Raw genomic sequence first — 18,214 nt, 5'->3', positions numbered from 1 at the left:
TCGGGGTGAAAGATTTTTAATTGATATATATATAAAAGTCCTAGCTTTAGAAGCATTAGGACTTTTTTTATTTTATTTGTAGGTAAAATTTAACTTTAAGGAGGGGGAGAAAGTGGGTAAAAAAGTAATGTTACAGGGAACTGCATCAAATGTAGGTAAGAGCATTTTATCGGCAGGATTGTGTAGAATATTTAAACAAGATGGTCATACTGTTGCTCCTTTTAAGTCACAAAATATGGCTTTAAATTCTTTTATAACTAAAGAAGGATTGGAAATGGGGAGAGCACAAGTATTTCAAGCAGAAGCGTCAAAAATAGAGCCAATAGCAGATATGAATCCAGTCTTATTAAAACCTTCTGGAAATCATAAAAGTCAAGTGATTGTAAGGGGAAAAGTTGTAGGAGAAATGCATTCATCTGAATATCATGATTATAAGCTAGAATTGGTAGATGTATTAAAGGAAACCTTTAATAATTTAAGTTCAATGTATGACATTGTGGTTATGGAAGGTGCAGGGAGTACTGCAGAGATAAATTTAAAAGATAGAGATATATCTAATATGGGTATGGCAAAAATAGCAGATGCACCAGTAATAATAGTTGGGGATATTGATAGAGGAGGAGTATTTGCATCATTAGCAGGTACAATGCTTTTATTAGATGATGATGAGAGAAAAAGAGTCAAAGGAGTAATAATCAATAAATTTAGAGGGAAAAAGGAACTCCTACAAGATGGTTTAAAGATGCTTGAAGATATTATAAAAGTACCAGTTTTAGGTGTGGTTCCTTATATGGATATAAAAATAGAAGATGAAGATAGTGTAACAACTAGATTTAAGAAAAAAATGGATAAAAATGATATACATATAGAAATAATTAGAACTCCACATATGTCAAATTTTACAGATTTTAATATATTTGAAACACAAGAAGATGTAAGCCTTAGATATGTAGACTATGGAGAAGCTATAGGAAATCCAGATATATTGATAATACCTGGAACTAAAAGTACTATAGATGATTTAAAGTACATAAGAGAAAGTGGTCTTGAGTCACAAATTAAAAATTTACATAGTCAGGGTAAATTGATATTTGGAATATGTGGTGGGTATCAAATGCTAGGTAAAAAATTAAAAGACCCTTATCATGTTGAAAGTGAAATTGAAGAAGTAGATGGCATTGGTCTTTTAGATACAGAAACAATATTTGAAGAGGAAAAGACTACAACTCAAGTAGAAGCCACCATTATTGAATGTACTGGCGAATATATGAACAACCTTAAAGGTAAGAAAGTAAAAGGCTATGAAATACATATGGGAATTACAAATCGCAGTAATAAAGTAAGTAGCTTAGACTTAATAACAAAAAAACTAGATAAAGAAGTCAATTATACTGAAGGAAGTGTAAATAAAGAAGGTAATGTAATTGGTACTTATCTTCATGGAATATTTGATGAAATAGATTTTACAAGAGCAATTTTAAATAATATAAGAAAGAAAAAGGGATTAAAAGAATTAGAAAGTACTGTAAGTTCTTTTGATGAGTTTAAAGATAAAGAGTATGATAAATTGGCAGATTTCTTGAGAGAACATTTAGATATAGAGCAGATATATGAAATTATGAAATAAGAATGACTTTATATTTATACTTTAGGTAGGAGGTGTATTATGAAAAAGATTCTGATTGCAGGTACTAGCAGTGGAGTTGGGAAGACTACAATATCATTAGGCATAATGCAGGCTTTAGTTAAGAGAAATATGAAAGTACAGCCGTATAAAGTAGGGCCAGACTATATAGACCCTTCATATCACACATTTATAACTGGAAGACATTCTAGGAATTTGGATTCTTATATGTTAGATGATGAAAAGATAAAGCATATAGTAAATAAATCTTCAAAGGATGCAGATATTTCAGTAGTAGAAGGAGTTATGGGATTATATGATGGTTTTGGGATAGATTTAGATAATTGCACAAGTTCACATACTTCTAAGGTATTAAAAGCCCCAGTTATACTAGTTATAAATGGAAAATCTATGGCTGCATCTAGTGCTGCTATGGTACTAGGATATAAGGAACTAGATAAAGCTGTGGATATAAAAGGTGTTATAGTAAATAATGTAAAAACTAAGAGCCATTATCAAATAATTAAGAGTTCTATAGAGAAATATTGTAATATCGAAGTGTTAGGATACTTTCCTCCAAATAATAAATTTTCATTAGAATCCAGACATCTAGGTCTAGTTCCTAGTGTTGAGATGAAATCTTTAAGAGAAAAGTTTTATACTTTAGCTGATGAGATTGAAAACTACATAAATATTGATAGAATAATCAAAATCTCAGAAAGTGATGAATTTGAGAGTAGTTTTGATTTTCAAAATCTAATAGAAAATAATAAGATAAAAGAGCATGTTAAGGATAAATCAATAGCCATAGCATATGATAAAGCCTTCAATTTTTATTATAGGGAAAACATAGAACTTTTAGAAGAACTTGGATTAGAAGTAAACTATTTTAGTCCTCTTGAAGATACATCAGTGCCAAATTCAGACTATATTTATATTGGAGGCGGTTTTCCAGAGATATTTGGGAAAGAACTAGAAGCAAATGAATCAATGAGAGCCTCTATACTAGAAGCACATAATAATAATATTCCTATTTATGCAGAATGTGGTGGATTAATGTACTTAGGTGAGAAGTTACTTAATCAAGAGGAACAAGAATTTAATATGGTTGGCATATTTAATGGAACTAGTAAGATGACACCTTCTCTAAAGAGGTTTGGATATTGCCTTGGTATAGCTAAAGAAAATACAATTTTATCTAAAACAGGTGAAATTATTAAAGGGCATGAGTTTCATCATTCAATATTTGAAAGTGATGAGAAATGTGCATATTCAATGAAAAAAGAAAGAGAAGGAAATTTAATAGAAGAATGGGATGGAGGTTATAGCAAAGGAAATACACTGGCAACATACCTTCATACACATTTTTATAATAACTTAAATTGCATAGAAAATTTTTTGGAAAAGGGAAATGAGTAAATGAATATTTTATCTATTTATATAGGGTATATAACAGATTTAATTGTAGGAGACCCATATTCTTTCCCTCATCCAGTAAGGTTTATTGGAAAACTTATAAATCTTATCCAAGGGATAATAAGGAAGGCCTCTAAAAATGAAAAACAGTTAAAAATTGGTGGCTTTATATTATGGTTTGTAACTGTTGGAATAACTTACTTAGCAACTTATGTTATAGTGAAGCTATGTAGTTTTAATGTATTATTAAGCACTGTAGTAAATGGGTTTATAATTTATACGACATTAGCAACAAAGTGTTTAAAAGATGAAGCTGTAAAAATTTATGATGTATTAAAGACTGGAGACATAGAGAAATCTAGAATTCAATTATCTTATATAGTGGGTAGAGATACAACTAATTTAAGTGAACCTGAAATAATAAGAGCAACTGTGGAAACTGTGGCAGAAAATACTGTAGATGGTATAATTGCACCTATGCTTTATGCATTTATTGGGGGAGCACCACTTGCTATGGCATATAAAGCCATAAACACTCTTGATTCAACTGTCGGATATAAGAATGAAAAATACAAAGATATTGGTTTTGCTTCTGCTAAAATTGATGATATAGCTAATTATATACCAGCAAGAATATCTGTTATTCTTATGACAGTAGGGAGCTTTTTTCTTGGTTATAACTATAAGAATTGTTTTAAAATTTCTATTAGAGATAGAAAAAATCATAAAAGTCCAAATTGTGCTTTTTCAGAAGGTGCAGTATCAGGAGCCTTAGGAATTCAACTAGGAGGAACCAATGTTTATTTTGGGAAAAAAGTAGATAAGCCAACGATAGGAGATAAAATTAGAGAGATAGATATAGAAGATATAATTAAAACAAATAAAATTATGTATGCTTCTTCATTGACCTCTATATTAGTATTTACGCTGGTATCTGTGGTATGTAGGATGATTTTAATTATATAAATTAATTGTGTATTGATTTAAGGGGGATGTAGATGAAGGATTTGGGGCATGGTGCTAATGTAGACGAAATGGCAAAATTGTATGGGAAAGACCCAAAAGAAATAATAGACTTTAGTTCAAATATAAATCCAAAAGTTTTACCAAATTTAGAAAAATATATTTTAAGAGGGTTAGATGAGTGTAGGAATTATCCAGATATAAATTATACAAACTTGAGAAAAAATATATCAAAATATATAAATATAAATTCAAACTTTATAATACCTGGAAATGGAGCAACAGAAATAATTTATTTGCTTATGAAGAGTATTAAAAAAAGATTGGCTATAATAAACCCCACTTTTTCAGAGTATAGAAGAAGTGCCAAACTAAATAATATAGATATTATAGATTTAGAATTAGATTCAAATAATAATTTTAAACTTGATATAGATATAGTAAAAAATAACATTGAAAAATTTGATTGTTTATTTATATGTAATCCAAATAATCCTAGTGGGAATGTTCAAGATTTAAAGGAACTTGTTTGTTTATTAAATGAAAACAATAAGATGCTAATAATTGATGAAACTTTTATGGAATTTATCGAAAATGAAAATGAATATAGTTTAGTTAAATATATAGAGTCAAATAAAAATATATTTATAATTAAAGCTGTGACTAAATTTTTTGGAATGCCTGGTTTAAGATTAGGGTATGGCCTTACAAGTAATAGCAACATTATGGATAAAATTTATGAGTATAAAGAACCATGGACTATAAATTCTTTTGCTGATGTGCTATCCAATTTTGTTTTTGAAGATAAAGATTATATTAGAAATAGTAAAGAGTACTACATAAAAGAAAGAAAATACATGTTACAAGAGTTAAAAAACATAAGAAATATAAAAGTTTATGATACAGATGCTAATTTTATCCTAATAAAAGTTTATAAAAAGACAGCTGATGAGTTAAAAAAAGATTTGTTTAAGCACGGAAATATATTGGTTAGAGATGCGTCTAACTTTATAGGATTGGACGACAGTTTTATAAGGATAGCTATAAAATCTCATGAAGATAATAAAATTCTTATAGAAAATATAAAAAATTTATTAGGTGATTAAAATGAAATCTTATGGAATATGTCCAGCATCATGTGGAGAGTTTGTTCAAGGGATAATAGATGATGAAGAATATCTATGTTCATATGCTATAAATATGTACTCTAAGGTATGTATTGAAGAGAAATTAAAAGATATAAATTTAGGTAGACATAAATCAAGAATAGCTATAGAAAAGGTATTTGAAAAATTTAATTTGCCTAAAAAAGATACCAAAAACATTTCTTTAAATATAAACAGCAAAATACCTGTTGGAAAAGGGATGGCAAGTTCGACAGCTGATATAGGGGCTACTATAAAAGCAACATTATCGTTAATAGATAAAGATTTAAATAGTGAAGAAATATCGAAATTGGCAGCAGAAATAGAACCAACAGACTCTATATTTATAAATAAAAATAGTATATTTAATCCCTTAAATGGTACTGTTATAAAATACTTGGGAAATATAACTAATGCAAAAGTTATAATTCTTGAACCTAATAAAGTATTAGATACGATGAAAATTAGAATGAGGAAAGATTATAGTAAGCTAAAAATCGAAAATAAGGAAATTATAAAAAAGTCATTTGCTCTTTTAGAAGAAGGTCTGAAGAAAGATGATTTATCCTTAGTTGGAGAGGCTTGTACATTAAGTAGTTTAGCAAACGAAAATATAGAAAAAAAAGAATACTTAAATGAAATAATAAAAATATCTAAGCTATATGGAGCCTATGGAGTAAATATTGCCCATAGTGGTACAGTAATAGGGATTTTAATTGATAAGCTTATGAATGATAAGAAATTAATAGATGTATTATGTGAGTCTAATATAAATTCTGTTTATAATAAAATCTATACCTTGGATATAATAGATGGTGGAATTAAGGGGGAAGTAGAATGGAATACATAAAGAATCCTATGAAAATAGAAGAGAGAAGTTTTGAATTAATACAAGGAATAATAGATGAAATCAGACCAGATTATAAATTTAAAAATGAGATTGAAGAAAAAATAATAAAAAGAGCTATACATACTACTGCTGATTTTGATTACTTGGATATATTAAAAATATCAGAAAAGGCAGTTGATAGTATAATAGATGCGCTAAAAAATAATGCAAGTATTTATACAGATACAAATATGGCTCTGAGTGGAATAAATAAGAAGAAGTTGGAAGCATTGGGATGCAAATATAAATGTTTAGTAGCGAATGATGAAACTGCAAAAGTAGCTAAAGAAAAAGGTATTACCCGCTCTATGGCAGCTGTAGAAATTGCATCAAAAGAAGAAGGAAGAAAGATATTTGTACTTGGGAATGCACCAACAGCTTTATATAAAGTTATGGAAATGAAATCAGAAGGGAAATTGGATGTAGATGCAGTTATAGGAGTTCCTGTAGGTTTTGTAGGAGCACAGGAGTCAAAAGATGAAGTTGAAAAGACAGATATACCATATATAATTTCTAAAGGTAGAAAAGGTGGTAGTAATTTAGCAGCAGCAATAGTGAATGCTATCTTATATGCCATGTAGGTATCTATATGGAAGAATATGTATATATAGATGGGAAAAAGTATAGAAGAGGATATACTACAGGTTCTTGTGCTACAGGTGCATCTAAGGCTGCTGTGTATATGATGATTACAAAAAATAAAATTGATACAATAAACATAGATACTCCTAAGGGAATACCACTATCATTAAATATTGATAATGTAAACATTTCTGATGACTTTGTGGAATGTTCTGTAAAAAAAGATGGTGGAGATGATATAGATGCAACACATACTATGGATATCTATGCAAGAGCTGAAATTATATCTAAAACTGATGATAGCAATAGTTATCTTACCTTAGAAAATATTGATAACATAAATATCAGTGAAGAATGTCAAAGTGAACTCTATAAATTTATTAGGGTCTATGGTGGAACTGGTATTGGAGTAGTAACTAAAAAAGGATTAAGTGTAGGTGTTGGTAAACCTGCCATAAATCCAACTCCATTAAGAATGATAAATCAAGAAATAATAAAGCTTATAGAAAGTGATTTTGAATCTATGCTTGGGCATGATAAAGTTTTAAAAATAACAATCTTTGCTCCACAAGGAGAAAAAATCGCAAAAAAAACATTTAATCCAAGGTTAGGAATAGTTGGAGGAATATCTATAATAGGAACAACTGGGATAGTTGAGCCAATGAGCGATGAGGGCTGGAAAAAATCTTTATCTATAGAACTCCAAATGAAAAAAGAACAAGGTTTAGACAAGATAATATTAGTTCCAGGAAATCATGGAGAACAATTTATAAGAGAGAAACTGAACTTAGATATTAAGTATGTAGTAAGAACCAGTAATTTTATTGGTTATATGATTAAAGAGGCTCAAAGAATAGGATATAAAAAAATATTGATGGCTGGGCATATAGGTAAATTTATAAAAGTATCAGCTGGGATTTTTAATACTCATAGTAAAGTAGCAGATGCTAGAAGTGAGATATTAGTGGCAAATCTAGCTTTAATGGGAGCTACACATGAATTTTTACATAAAATAAATCAGTGTTTAACTGCTGAAGAAGCTGTAGAGTTAATAAATAATAGCGAATATAAACAGGTTTATAATATATTGAGTAATAAATGTAGAGATAGAGTAAAGCAATATTTAAATGAAGATGTAGATGATATTGATGTAGAAGTAGTAATTTTTTCAATGGATAAGTCTTTGCTAGGAAAATCAGATAATACAGATGATTTATTGGAGGTTTTTATATGATAAATATAATAGGTTTAGGGCCTGGTAACTTAGACTATATAACAAAAAAAGGTGAAAATTTAATTTCTACTTCAGATGTATTAATTGGTGGCAGAAGGAATTTAGAATCTGTAAAAAACTTTGAAGGAGAAAAAATAATATTAGATTCTAATTTAAGAGAAATTGTAGAGTATATAAATAACAATAGTGAAAAGCAAATATCAATAATAGCTTCAGGTGACCCACTGATATATGGTATAGGTAAGTATTTATCTAAAAATATTGATAATAAGATGTTAAATATGGTTTCTGGAATTAGTTCTTTACAATATATATTTTCAAGGATATATGTTGATATGAATGATTTATATATTACCAGTAGCCATGGTAAAATACCAGATTTCGATTATATACTATCACATAAAAAAGTATGTATGGTTACAGATTCTAAGATAGGACCAAAGCAAATAAGTAAAGAAATAATAGATAGGAATTTAAATAAAATTATTGTTGTAGGTGAGAATTTATCATATGACAATGAAAAAATAACAATAGCAAAGCCAGATGAAATAATAAGAATGGACAATTTCGGAATGAATGTTGTGGTGATTTTAGATGAGGAATAGTGAATTTATAACAGGTAAGGTTCCAATTACTAAAGAAGAAGTTAGAGCAATATCAATAAGCAAACTAGATTTAGTAAATGCTGAGAGTTTTATAGATATAGGTGCTGGTACAGGAAGTGTAAGCATTGAAGCTGCATATAACTATCCCAACCTAGAGGTTATATCTATAGAGAAAAATGATGCTGCTGTAGAACTTATAGAAAAAAATATTAAAAAGTTTAATTTGAAAAATGTAGAAGTAATAAAAGGTTATGCACCGATAAACATAAGCTTAAATACTAAAGTTGATTCTATTTTTCTTGGGGGTACTGGAAATAACTTAGAAGAAATAATAGCATGGTCTAAAAAAACTTTAATTACAGGAGGAAGACTTGTAGCTAATTTTATAATCATAGAAACATTTAACCAAACTCTAAAGTTACTTAGAAAATATGGGTTTAAAGAAATAGATGTATGTGTTTTAAATGTTTCTAAACTAGAGAAACTGGGAAAAGGTGAATATTTTAAACCACTAAATCCTATATATATAATATCTTGTGAAAAAGGGGAAGATGATGATGAATAAAGTACATTTTGTAGGAGCAGGACCTGGAGACAAAGAGCTAATAACTTTGAAAGGATATAAACTATTAAGTAATGCAGACGTAGTAATATATGCTGGGTCACTTGTCAATCCTGAACTTTTAGAATATTGTAAAGAAGATTGTCAAATACATAATAGTGCACATATGGATTTACAAGAAATAATAGATGTTATGAGAGACGGTATAGAAAATAACAAGTCTGTTGTGAGATTACAAACAGGAGATTTTTCTATATATGGTTCAATTAGAGAACAAGTGGAAGATTTAAATAAATTGAATATAGACTATGATTGTACACCAGGAGTGAGTTCTTTTTTAGGGGCAGCTTCATCTCTAGGAGTGGAATATACAGTTCCTGAAATTTCTCAAAGTGTTATTATAACGAGAATGGAAGGAAGGACTCCAGTTCCTGAAAAGGAATCAATACAATCTTATGCTAAGCATCAGACATCTATGGTAATATTTTTATCAGTTCAAGAGATTGAGAAGGTTGTATCTAAATTATTAGAAGGCGGTTATCCAAAGGACACTCCTATAGCGGTTATATATAAAGCTACATGGGCAGATGAAAAAATAGTTAAAGGAACTTTAAATGATATAGCTGTAAAAGTTAAAGAAAATAACATAAATAAAACTGCTTTAATAATGGTAGGTAGATTTTTAGGAGAAGAATATAATAACTCAAAGTTATATGATAAGGATTTTAAACATGAGTATAGAGGGTAATATCGCTATAATTTGTATTACTGAAAACGGAAAAAACTTAGCTAGAAAGATAGAATCTTTAGTGGACAATTGTGTTGTATATCAAATAAAAAATAAAAAAGGTACTTTAGATATTAGTCAGGAAGATTCTGTACAAATAATACAAAAAAAACTAAGTGATTTTGTAGGAGAGGTATTTAATAAATTTGAGTACATAATATTTATAATGGCGACAGGGATAGTTGTACGAAGTATAGCACCATATATAACAAGCAAGTTTAGTGACCCTGCAATTCTAGTGATAGATGAGAAAGGACAAAATGTAATAAGTTTATTGAGTGGACATATTGGAGGAGCAAATAGTTTAACGCATTATATAAGTAGTCTTATCAATGCGAATCCAGTAATAACAACAGCTACTGATGTAAACCAAAAAGCTTCTTTAGATATGATAGCAAAAAAATTAAATGCTTATATTGATAACTTTAGAGAAAATGTAAAAGAAGTAAATTCTATGTTAGTAAATGGTAAATGTGTTGGTTTGTATGTTGAGGAAGGTTATCAAGTTGACACTAGAGGATTTAAGCTTATAAAAAGTAGTAAAGGATTAAAAGATAGTTTTTTAAATAAAGATATAGAAAAGATAGTTATAGTAAGCAACAAGATAAATTTTACTAAAGATATAGAAAGTTTAGATGTGGATAATAACTTTACACATAATTATTACAGAGAAAAAATAATAAAAGTGATTCCAAAAGATATAGTTATAGGGATTGGGTGTAGAAGATACACAGATAGTAAGTTGATGTTTGATTCTTTACTAGAATTTTTTGAGGTACAAAATATAGATATTAAAGCTGTAAAAATCATTGGAAGTATAGACCTAAAAAAAGATGAAAAGGCAATCATTGATTTAGCAAAAAAGCTAAAAGCGCCATTTAAGACATTTTCAATAGATGAAATATCCAAAGTTGATGATATGTTTGATAAATCCGATTTTGTGAAAAAAAATGTAGGTGTATATTCAGTAGCAGAACCTGTAGCATATCTTTTAAGTAAAGGAAACTTAATAGTTGAAAAACACAAATATAAAGGAATAACTTTTTCGGTAGGGAGAATAAAAATATGATATATGTTGTAGGAATTGGACCAGGAAATAAAGATACTATGACTTTAGAGGCGATAAAAGCGATAGAGGACTCTGAGGCTATTGTTGGGTATAAGACTTATATAAATTTAATAGAAGAATTTATAAGTGATAAAGAAATAATTCAAAATGGTATGAGACAAGAAGTTGACAGATGTAAACAAGCAGTAGAAGAAGCGAAAAAAGGGAAAAAAGTAGCAGTTATAAGTAGTGGAGATGCTGGTATATACGGAATGGCAGGACTTATTTTAGAATTAATATCTAAGGAAAGTGAAGACATAAGAGTTAAAGTAATTCCAGGTGTTACTGCTAGTATTGGTGCAGCAGCTATACTTGGAGCACCTATTATGCATGATTTCTGTCATATAAGTTTAAGTGATTTAATGACTCCATGGGAAGTAATTGAAAAAAGATTAAAGTTAGCTGCAGAAGCTGATTTTGTAATATGCCTGTATAATCCAAGAAGTAAGGGAAGAAGTGAACATCTAAGTAAAGCATTTAAAATAATGGGAGAGTTTAAATATGGAAATACACCTGTTGGAGTGGTCAAAGATGTAGGTAGAGAAAAAGAAACTAAGTTTATATGTACTTTTGAGAATATGGATTTTGAAAAAGTTGATATGACTACTATGGTTATAATCGGAAATAAATCTACTTATATTGATGGTGAACTGATGATAACTCCAAGAGGTTATACAGTATGATTTTGATTCTAGGAGGAACTTCAGATAGTTTAGCTATATGTGATATGATAAATGAATTGGAAAATCAGTCCTATGTACTTTCAGTAACTACAGAATATGGAAAAGAACTTGCACAAAAACATACAAATAATATAGTTTTAGGTAAGCTTGGAAAAGAAGAAATGCTAAGGTTTATAAAGGATAATCATATAGCTAGAATAATAGATGCTACTCATCCTTATGCAGTTGAAGTATCTAAAAATGCTATTATTTGTGCAAAGTTATCAAACATAGAGTATATAAGATTTGAAAGAAAATCGTTAATAGAAGAAATAAATTATGACAATAAGTTTATAGTAGATACAATTGAAGAAGCTTGTAAAATTGCAAATAAAATAGGAAAAAATATATTTATAGGAACAGGAAGTAAAAACTTAAACAGATTTGTAGAAGGAATAAGTAATAAAAATTTAGTGGTTAGAGTTCTTCCGACAAGTGAAGTTATCTTAAGTTGTGAAAAATTAGGTTTAAATGCAGACAATATAGTAGCAATGAAAGGTCCGTTTAGCCAGTGTATAAACGAGGAAACATATAAACATTATGATGTAGATTTAGTTATAACAAAAGAAAGTGGGGTAGCAGGAGGTTTTTTAGAAAAAGTAAATGCATGTAAAAATCTCAATATACCAGTAGTAATTATTAAACGAGAATCGATTAACTACGAAAATGTAATTAATGACATAAATAAAATTAAAGACATAATTGTGTGATTTTTAGGAGGAGAAGATATGAAGAAAGCCTTATTAGTAGTAAGTTTTGGGACAAGCTACCATGAAACAAGAGAAAAGACAATAGATGTGTGTGAAAATAAAATAAAGAATTCGTTAAAAAACTATGATTTTTTTAGAGCGTATACATCAAATATGATAATAAACAAAATAAAAAAAAGAGATGGCATAGAAATAGACAACCCTATACAAGCTTTAGATAAAATATATGAGCAAGGGTATGACGAAGTAATAATTCAAACGCTTCATATTATATGTGGAGAAGAATTTAATAAGCTAAAAGAACAAGTAGAAAGCTATTCTTCTAAATTTAAAAAACTTATATTAGGTAGACCTTTACTTACTCACATAGAGGATTATCAAGAATCAGTAGAGGCAATTAAACATCAAATTCCTCATATGGAAAGTGATGAAGCAGTAGTATTTATGGGTCATGGAACAGTTCATGAGTCTCATTCAGCATATCCAGCCTTAGAATATATGCTTAGAGATAATGGAGTAAATGCTTATGTTGGTACGGTTGAAGGTTATCCAGAAATAGAACATGTAATGAGAAGATTAAAAGAAGGCAATATAAAAACTATAAATTTAATGCCATTTATGCTAGTTGCAGGTGACCATGCTATAAATGATATGGCAGGAGATGAAGAGGATTCTTGGAAGACAATACTTGAAGATAATGGATTTAATGTTAAAATTCATTTAAAAGGGCTAGGAGAAAATCCTTATATACAAGATAAATTTGTTCGTCATACTCTTAAATGTGCAGAAACTGCTAAGTTTTATGGTATAGGAACAGGACCAGGAGATAGCACTTTACTTACAATAAAAGCAGTTAATACTCTAAAAAAACTAGATGTTTTATACACTCCGGAGTCAAAAAGGGGTGGAGAAAGCTTGGCATTATCAATAGTTAATGAGTATTTACCAGAATCACTAGAGATAAAATCTAGACATTTCCCAATGAGTTTTGATGGAAACGAAAAAGAACTAGCTTGGGACAATGTAGCAGAGGAAATTATATCAGATGTTAATAATGGTAAAAATGTAGGATTTGTAACATTGGGTGACCCTATGCTTTATAGTACATATGTGTATATAATGAACAGAATAGTAGATGAGATAGAAGTAGAAACTATACCAGGAATTTCTTCGTTTTCTAATATAGCATCTAATCAAAATTTTCCATTAGTTATGGATAGAGAAGCATTAGTAGTAGTTCCTTGTACTATGGAAGATGATAAGATAGAGAATGCTCTACAAAATTATAATTCTATAGTGTTAATGAAAGTGTATAAGAATTTTAAAGAAATAATAAAAAAATTAGAAAAATATAATCTGATAGAACATGCTATTTTAGTTAGTAATTCGTCTCAAGATAGTGAAACTGTATTTAAGGATTTAAGAGAAGCACATCTTGAAGATAAGATATCTTATTTTTCTACGATACTAGTAAATAAAGAGAACAAAATAAAATAGACGAATGTAATATTTAAAGGAGATTTAATATGAATATCGTGGTTGGAACTAGGGGTAGTAATCTAGCACTTATACAAACTGAATGGGTAATAAATGAGCTAAAAAAGAAATATCCTTATATTAATTTTGAAATCAAAATTATAAAAACAAAAGGAGATATAATTCAAAATGTTTCATTAGATAAAATAGGTGATAAAGGATTATTTGTAAAAGAAATAGAGCAACAATTATTGGATGGACAGATAGATATAGCAGTACATAGTATGAAAGATATGCCTTCTTATTTGGCAGATGGACTAAAATTTGCTCATACACCTAAAAGAGAAGACCCAAGAGATGTGTTAATACTTAGAGATGAATATAAAAGCTTAGATGATTTACCTCATGGAGCAGTAATAGGAACAGGGAGTAAAAGGAGAAAGTTTCAATTATTAAAGCAAAGACCTGATTTAAACATAGTTCAAGTTAGGGGAAATGTAGAGACTAGAATACGAAAAATTAAAGATGAAAATCTACATGGAATTGTATTAGCTGCATCAGGAATAATAAGGGCTAATTTACAAGATAAAATAAGTTCTTATTTACCTGTTGATGTTGTCATTCCAGCACCTGCTCAAGGGGCTTTAGCTATAGAGATAAGAAGTAATGATAGTGATGTTGAGGAGATAGTGAACTCACTAAAAGATAATGATACAGAAATCCAAATATTAGCTGAAAGAGGATTTTTAGATGGTGTGAATGGAAGTTGTCATATTCCAATGGCAGCTTATTGTGAAATAAATCAAGATAAAATACATCTTACTGGTTTATATGGAGATTCAGAAGGAGATAAAATAGTAATTAAGTCCATAGAAGGGGATATCTCTTCTCCTAGAGAGTTAGGTTTAAAGTTAGCTAAACTTGTATTGAAGGAGTATGAAAGTTATGAAGGGTAAGGTTTACTTAGTAGGTGCAGGACCAGGAGATTATAAACTCATGACTCTGAAAGGCTTAGAGTGTATAAGAAAATCGGATGTAATAGTATATGATAGATTAGCAAATAGTAGTTACTTAAGAGAAGCTAAAACAGATTGTGAATTTATATATGTAGGAAAGGCATCAAGCAATCATATTTTGCCACAAGAAGATATAAATAGAGTTATAGCAGAAAAAGCTAAAGAAGGAAAACTTGTGACTCGTTTAAAAGGTGGAGACCCTTATGTATTTGGTAGAGGTGGAGAGGAAGCAGAGACTCTAGTGGATGAAGGTATAGAGTTTGAAGTAGTTCCAGGGATAACTTCTGCAATAGGAGGTTTATGCTATGCGGGTATTCCTATAACACACAGAGACCATGCTTCATCATTTCATGTAATAACAGGTCATCTGAAAGGTGATGATAGTGGGGAATTAAATTGGAATGCTCTTGCAAACAATAAAGGCACTCTTGTGTTTTTGATGGGGATTTCTAACTTGAAGAAAATAAGTGAAAACTTGATGAAAGAGGGAAAGAGCAAAGATACACCAGTTGCTCTTATAAGTTGGGCAACTAGATATAATCAAAGGGTTGTTACATCTACACTTGAAAATGTCTATGAAGTTGCTATCAAAGAAGAAGTAAAACCACCAACTCTTATAGTAGTTGGAAGTGTTGTAGGACTTAGAGAAAAACTGAATTTCTTTGAGGGGAAACCTTTGTTTGGAAAAAGTATAGCTGTGACTAGGTCTAGAAATCAAAATAGTGTATTAGTAGAAAAGATAATGGATTTAGGTGGGAATCCAATAGAGATACCTACTATTAAGATAGAAAAAATACAGAATAATACTAAATTGGAAAATGAAATAAAAAATATAAATGAATATAACTATCTAATACTAACCAGTAAAAATGCAGTAGAAATATTTTTTGAGAAGATTTATGAAGTGAATTTTGATTCAAGAATATTATCTAACCTAAAGATATGTGCAATAGGCTCAGCGACATCAAGTGAATTGAAGAAAAGAGGAATTACAGCAGATATAGTACCAAAAAAATTTGTAGCAGAATCATTATATGAAGAGCTATCATCAATTTTAACTGAAAATGATAAGATACTTATACCTAGAGCAGAAAACGCTAGAGACTATTTAGTTGATAAGCTTAAGGAAATTTGTGAAGTAACAGAAATACATACATATAGAACCGTGATAGATGAAGATAAAAGAAATGAAATATTAGATATTTTAAATTCGAATGAGATAGATTATATAACATTTACAAGTTCATCAACAGTAAATAATCTTATTGAGATTATAGGAAAAGAAAATATTAAAATCTTAGATAAAATAAAAGTATTGTCTATAGGGCCTATAACTACAGAGGCAATAAATAATTTAGGAATAAACTTATATAAAGAGGCTACAACATCTACAATAAATGGATTAGTAGATTTAATTATAGAAAATTAATTTTGGAGGATTGAGATGTTAAGAAGACCAAGAAGACTAAGAGCAAGTAAAGCAATAAGAAATTTGGTAAGAGAAACTAAAGTAAATGTAGAAGATTTAATATATCCTTTATTTGTAGTAGAAGGGGAGAATGTAAAAGAAGAAATTAAATCTTTACCAGATGTTTATCACTTATCAATAGACATGTTAGAAGAAGAAATAAAAGAAATAAGAGATTTAGGAATTGAACATATAATGTTATTTGGTGTACCAGATGAAAAAGACGAATGTGCATCACAAGCATTTAATGAGAATGGAATAGTACAAAAAGCGATTAGAAAGATAAAGGAAATAGATTCAAATATAAATGTAATAACAGATGTCTGTATGTGTCAGTACACAAGTCATGGACATTGTGGAATTTTAACAGATACTGGTTATGTTGATAATGATAAATCATTAGAATATTTAGCTAAGATATCTGTAAGTCATGCTAAAGCAGGAGCAGATATGGTTGCTCCATCTGACATGATGGATGGAAGAATACAAGCAATAAGAGAAGCTTTAGATGAAAATGGTTTGGAAAATATCGGTATAATGGCTTACAGTGTCAAATACGCTTCAAATTTTTATGGACCTTTTAGAGAAGCAGCTCATTCAGCACCATCATTTGGAGATAGAAAGACATACCAGATGGACCCTGCAAATAGCAATGAAGCTATGATAGAAACAGAACTTGATGTATTAGAAGGTGCAGATATACTTATGGTTAAACCTGCATTATCATATTTAGATGTTATAAGAAGAGTTAAAGATAATTTTGATTTGCCTTTAGCTGCTTATAATGTAAGTGGAGAATATTCTATGCTTAAGTTAGCTGTTAAAGAAGGATTATTAAATGAAGATGTAATTCTTGAAGCAATCACATCTATAAAGAGAGCAGGAGCAGATATAATAATAACTTACTTTGCTAAAGATATTGCTAAATTATTAAGAAAATAAGCTATTAAAATATAAAGTATTATGAAAAGTATAGAAATTGTAATTTGTTATTTTAAAATATTTTCATCTACAAGTTTAGTAATCTATAATCTTAGTAAATGAAAATATAAGTGACTTTACAATTTCTATATTTGTTTATGTATTTAATAAAAATTTTGGAGGGTAAAAAATGCTATATCCTATTAACTTAAAATTAGATGACTTAGATGTAGTCATAATAGGAGGAGGAGAGGTTGCATATAGGAAATGTAAAAACTTTTTAGATTTTAATAAGAGTGTTACTGTAGTTTCTAAACATATTTTAAATAAGTTTCATGATTTAGAAGGTAACATAAATATAATAAAAGACGATTATAAAGAAGAATATATAGAAAGTAGCTCTGTGATAATTGCTGCTACAGATAATAGGGAGCTGAATTTAGAAATAGGATTATATTGTAGAAAAAATAAAAAACTAGTAAATGTTGTTGATAATGTAGAAATATCAAATTTTACTGTTCCATCATATGTAAAAAGAGGTGATTTGCTTATAAGTGTATCCACAGGGGGTAAAAGTCCATCTTTGTCTTCAAAAATAAAAAAGGAGCTAGAAGAAAAATATACTGAGGATTATGAGGAATATTTGAACGTGTTAGGCGAGATTAGAAAAGAAGTTATAAAAAAATATCAAGATAAAAATAAAAGAAAAAGTATACTTAATATGTTGATAGTACTTGATTTAGATGAATTAAAAAAGTTTAATGTATAAAGTTTTTTAAAAAAAATATAAAAAAGCTGTTGACGAATTATTTTTAAGGTGATATAGTATTACTTGTCCTTAAGAAAAGGGCAAACATGAAAAATGAACTTTGAAAATTAAACAGTAGGTTAATTTATAAAACAAGAAACAAACCATAAAGCCAGATATTTAGATAACAATAGTATCTGAGCCTGATAAACTTTTATTTGAGAGTTTGATCCTGGCT

At 29.0% G+C, this 18,214-nt stretch carries 18 protein-coding genes; all 18 read left to right on the top strand.

Annotation, left to right across the window (positions count from 1 at the left end; all coding sequences use genetic code 11):
• Nucleotides 1–112 precede the first annotated feature (112 nt).
• The 18 genes from IC213_RS16285 to IC213_RS16200 all read left to right on the top strand — a co-directional run bounded on the left by IC213_RS16285 (nucleotide 113) and on the right by IC213_RS16200 (nucleotide 17,997).
• On the top strand, nucleotides 113–1,627 hold the full coding sequence (locus IC213_RS16285; protein ID WP_227835021.1) for a cobyric acid synthase: 1,515 nt from the start codon (nucleotides 113–115) through the stop codon (nucleotides 1,625–1,627).
• A gap of 39 nt (nucleotides 1,628–1,666) precedes the next feature.
• Nucleotides 1,667–3,043, top strand: a complete 1,377-nt coding sequence (locus IC213_RS16280; RefSeq protein ID WP_227863282.1) for a cobyrinate a,c-diamide synthase — start codon at nucleotides 1,667–1,669, stop codon at nucleotides 3,041–3,043.
• Entirely contained in the window at nucleotides 3,044–4,006 is a 963-nt protein-coding gene (cbiB, locus tag IC213_RS16275) for an adenosylcobinamide-phosphate synthase CbiB (protein ID WP_227825291.1), read from the top strand.
• A 32-nt stretch (nucleotides 4,007–4,038) separates the two neighbouring features.
• Nucleotides 4,039–5,109 (top strand): aminotransferase class I/II-fold pyridoxal phosphate-dependent enzyme, encoded by a 1,071-nt coding sequence (locus tag IC213_RS16270; protein ID WP_227863281.1) that lies wholly within the window; start codon nucleotides 4,039–4,041, stop codon nucleotides 5,107–5,109.
• 1 nt (nucleotide 5,110) lies between these two features.
• Nucleotides 5,111–5,998: a cobalamin biosynthesis protein gene (locus IC213_RS16265; protein WP_227836407.1), complete on the top strand. Its 888-nt coding sequence runs from the start codon at nucleotides 5,111–5,113 to the stop codon at nucleotides 5,996–5,998.
• A complete protein-coding gene (locus IC213_RS16260; RefSeq protein ID WP_227436158.1) occupies nucleotides 5,986–6,618 on the top strand; it encodes a cobalt-precorrin-8 methylmutase in 633 nt (210 codons plus the stop codon). Before IC213_RS16265 ends, IC213_RS16260 begins: the two co-directional genes overlap by 13 nt.
• 8 nt (nucleotides 6,619–6,626) lie before the next feature.
• A complete protein-coding gene (gene cbiD / locus IC213_RS16255) occupies nucleotides 6,627–7,853 on the top strand; it encodes a cobalt-precorrin-5B (C(1))-methyltransferase CbiD (RefSeq protein WP_227860658.1) in 1,227 nt (408 codons plus the stop codon).
• On the top strand, nucleotides 7,850–8,458 hold the full coding sequence (locus tag IC213_RS16250) for a cobalt-precorrin-7 (C(5))-methyltransferase (RefSeq protein ID WP_227483580.1): 609 nt from the start codon (nucleotides 7,850–7,852) through the stop codon (nucleotides 8,456–8,458). The genes cbiD and IC213_RS16250 overlap by 4 nt, the downstream gene beginning before the upstream one ends.
• The gene (locus IC213_RS16245; RefSeq protein ID WP_227483579.1) at nucleotides 8,448–9,023 is read left to right on the top strand and encodes a decarboxylating cobalt-precorrin-6B (C(15))-methyltransferase; all 576 of its coding nucleotides are present in this window, start codon (nucleotides 8,448–8,450) and stop codon (nucleotides 9,021–9,023) included. Before IC213_RS16250 ends, IC213_RS16245 begins: the two co-directional genes overlap by 11 nt.
• The gene (locus IC213_RS16240) at nucleotides 9,016–9,768 is read left to right on the top strand and encodes a cobalt-precorrin-4 methyltransferase (protein WP_227436149.1); all 753 of its coding nucleotides are present in this window, start codon (nucleotides 9,016–9,018) and stop codon (nucleotides 9,766–9,768) included. Before IC213_RS16245 ends, IC213_RS16240 begins: the two co-directional genes overlap by 8 nt.
• The gene (cbiG, locus tag IC213_RS16235; RefSeq protein ID WP_227483578.1) at nucleotides 9,752–10,876 is read left to right on the top strand and encodes a cobalt-precorrin 5A hydrolase; all 1,125 of its coding nucleotides are present in this window, start codon (nucleotides 9,752–9,754) and stop codon (nucleotides 10,874–10,876) included. The genes IC213_RS16240 and cbiG overlap by 17 nt, the downstream gene beginning before the upstream one ends.
• Nucleotides 10,873–11,598, top strand: coding sequence for a precorrin-3B C(17)-methyltransferase (cobJ, locus tag IC213_RS16230; RefSeq protein WP_227835024.1), 726 nt, complete (start codon nucleotides 10,873–10,875; stop codon nucleotides 11,596–11,598). The genes cbiG and cobJ overlap by 4 nt, the downstream gene beginning before the upstream one ends.
• A complete protein-coding gene (cobK, locus tag IC213_RS16225) occupies nucleotides 11,595–12,347 on the top strand; it encodes a precorrin-6A reductase (protein WP_227825295.1) in 753 nt (250 codons plus the stop codon). The genes cobJ and cobK overlap by 4 nt, the downstream gene beginning before the upstream one ends.
• Before the next feature lie 18 nt (nucleotides 12,348–12,365).
• A complete protein-coding gene (locus IC213_RS16220; protein WP_227836410.1) occupies nucleotides 12,366–13,844 on the top strand; it encodes a cobalt-factor II C(20)-methyltransferase in 1,479 nt (492 codons plus the stop codon).
• A gap of 29 nt (nucleotides 13,845–13,873) precedes the next feature.
• The gene (gene hemC / locus IC213_RS16215) at nucleotides 13,874–14,779 is read left to right on the top strand and encodes a hydroxymethylbilane synthase (RefSeq protein WP_227835025.1); all 906 of its coding nucleotides are present in this window, start codon (nucleotides 13,874–13,876) and stop codon (nucleotides 14,777–14,779) included.
• Nucleotides 14,769–16,268 (top strand): uroporphyrinogen-III C-methyltransferase, encoded by a 1,500-nt coding sequence (gene cobA, locus IC213_RS16210; RefSeq protein ID WP_227860657.1) that lies wholly within the window; start codon nucleotides 14,769–14,771, stop codon nucleotides 16,266–16,268. Before hemC ends, cobA begins: the two co-directional genes overlap by 11 nt.
• A gap of 15 nt (nucleotides 16,269–16,283) precedes the next feature.
• Nucleotides 16,284–17,249 carry a porphobilinogen synthase gene (gene hemB, locus IC213_RS16205; RefSeq protein ID WP_227436135.1) on the top strand — a complete coding sequence of 322 codons (966 nt, stop codon included), beginning with the start codon at nucleotides 16,284–16,286 and terminating at the stop codon, nucleotides 17,247–17,249.
• A 169-nt stretch (nucleotides 17,250–17,418) separates the two neighbouring features.
• Nucleotides 17,419–17,997, top strand: coding sequence for a bifunctional precorrin-2 dehydrogenase/sirohydrochlorin ferrochelatase (locus IC213_RS16200; RefSeq protein WP_227436126.1), 579 nt, complete (start codon nucleotides 17,419–17,421; stop codon nucleotides 17,995–17,997).
• Nucleotides 17,998–18,214 lie beyond the last annotated feature (217 nt).

The sequence above is a fragment of the Clostridioides sp. ES-S-0049-02 genome, assembly GCF_020658465.1.
Taxonomy (GTDB): domain Bacteria; phylum Bacillota; class Clostridia; order Peptostreptococcales; family Peptostreptococcaceae; genus Clostridioides.
This window is presented reverse-complemented; position numbering and strand designations above follow the sequence as displayed.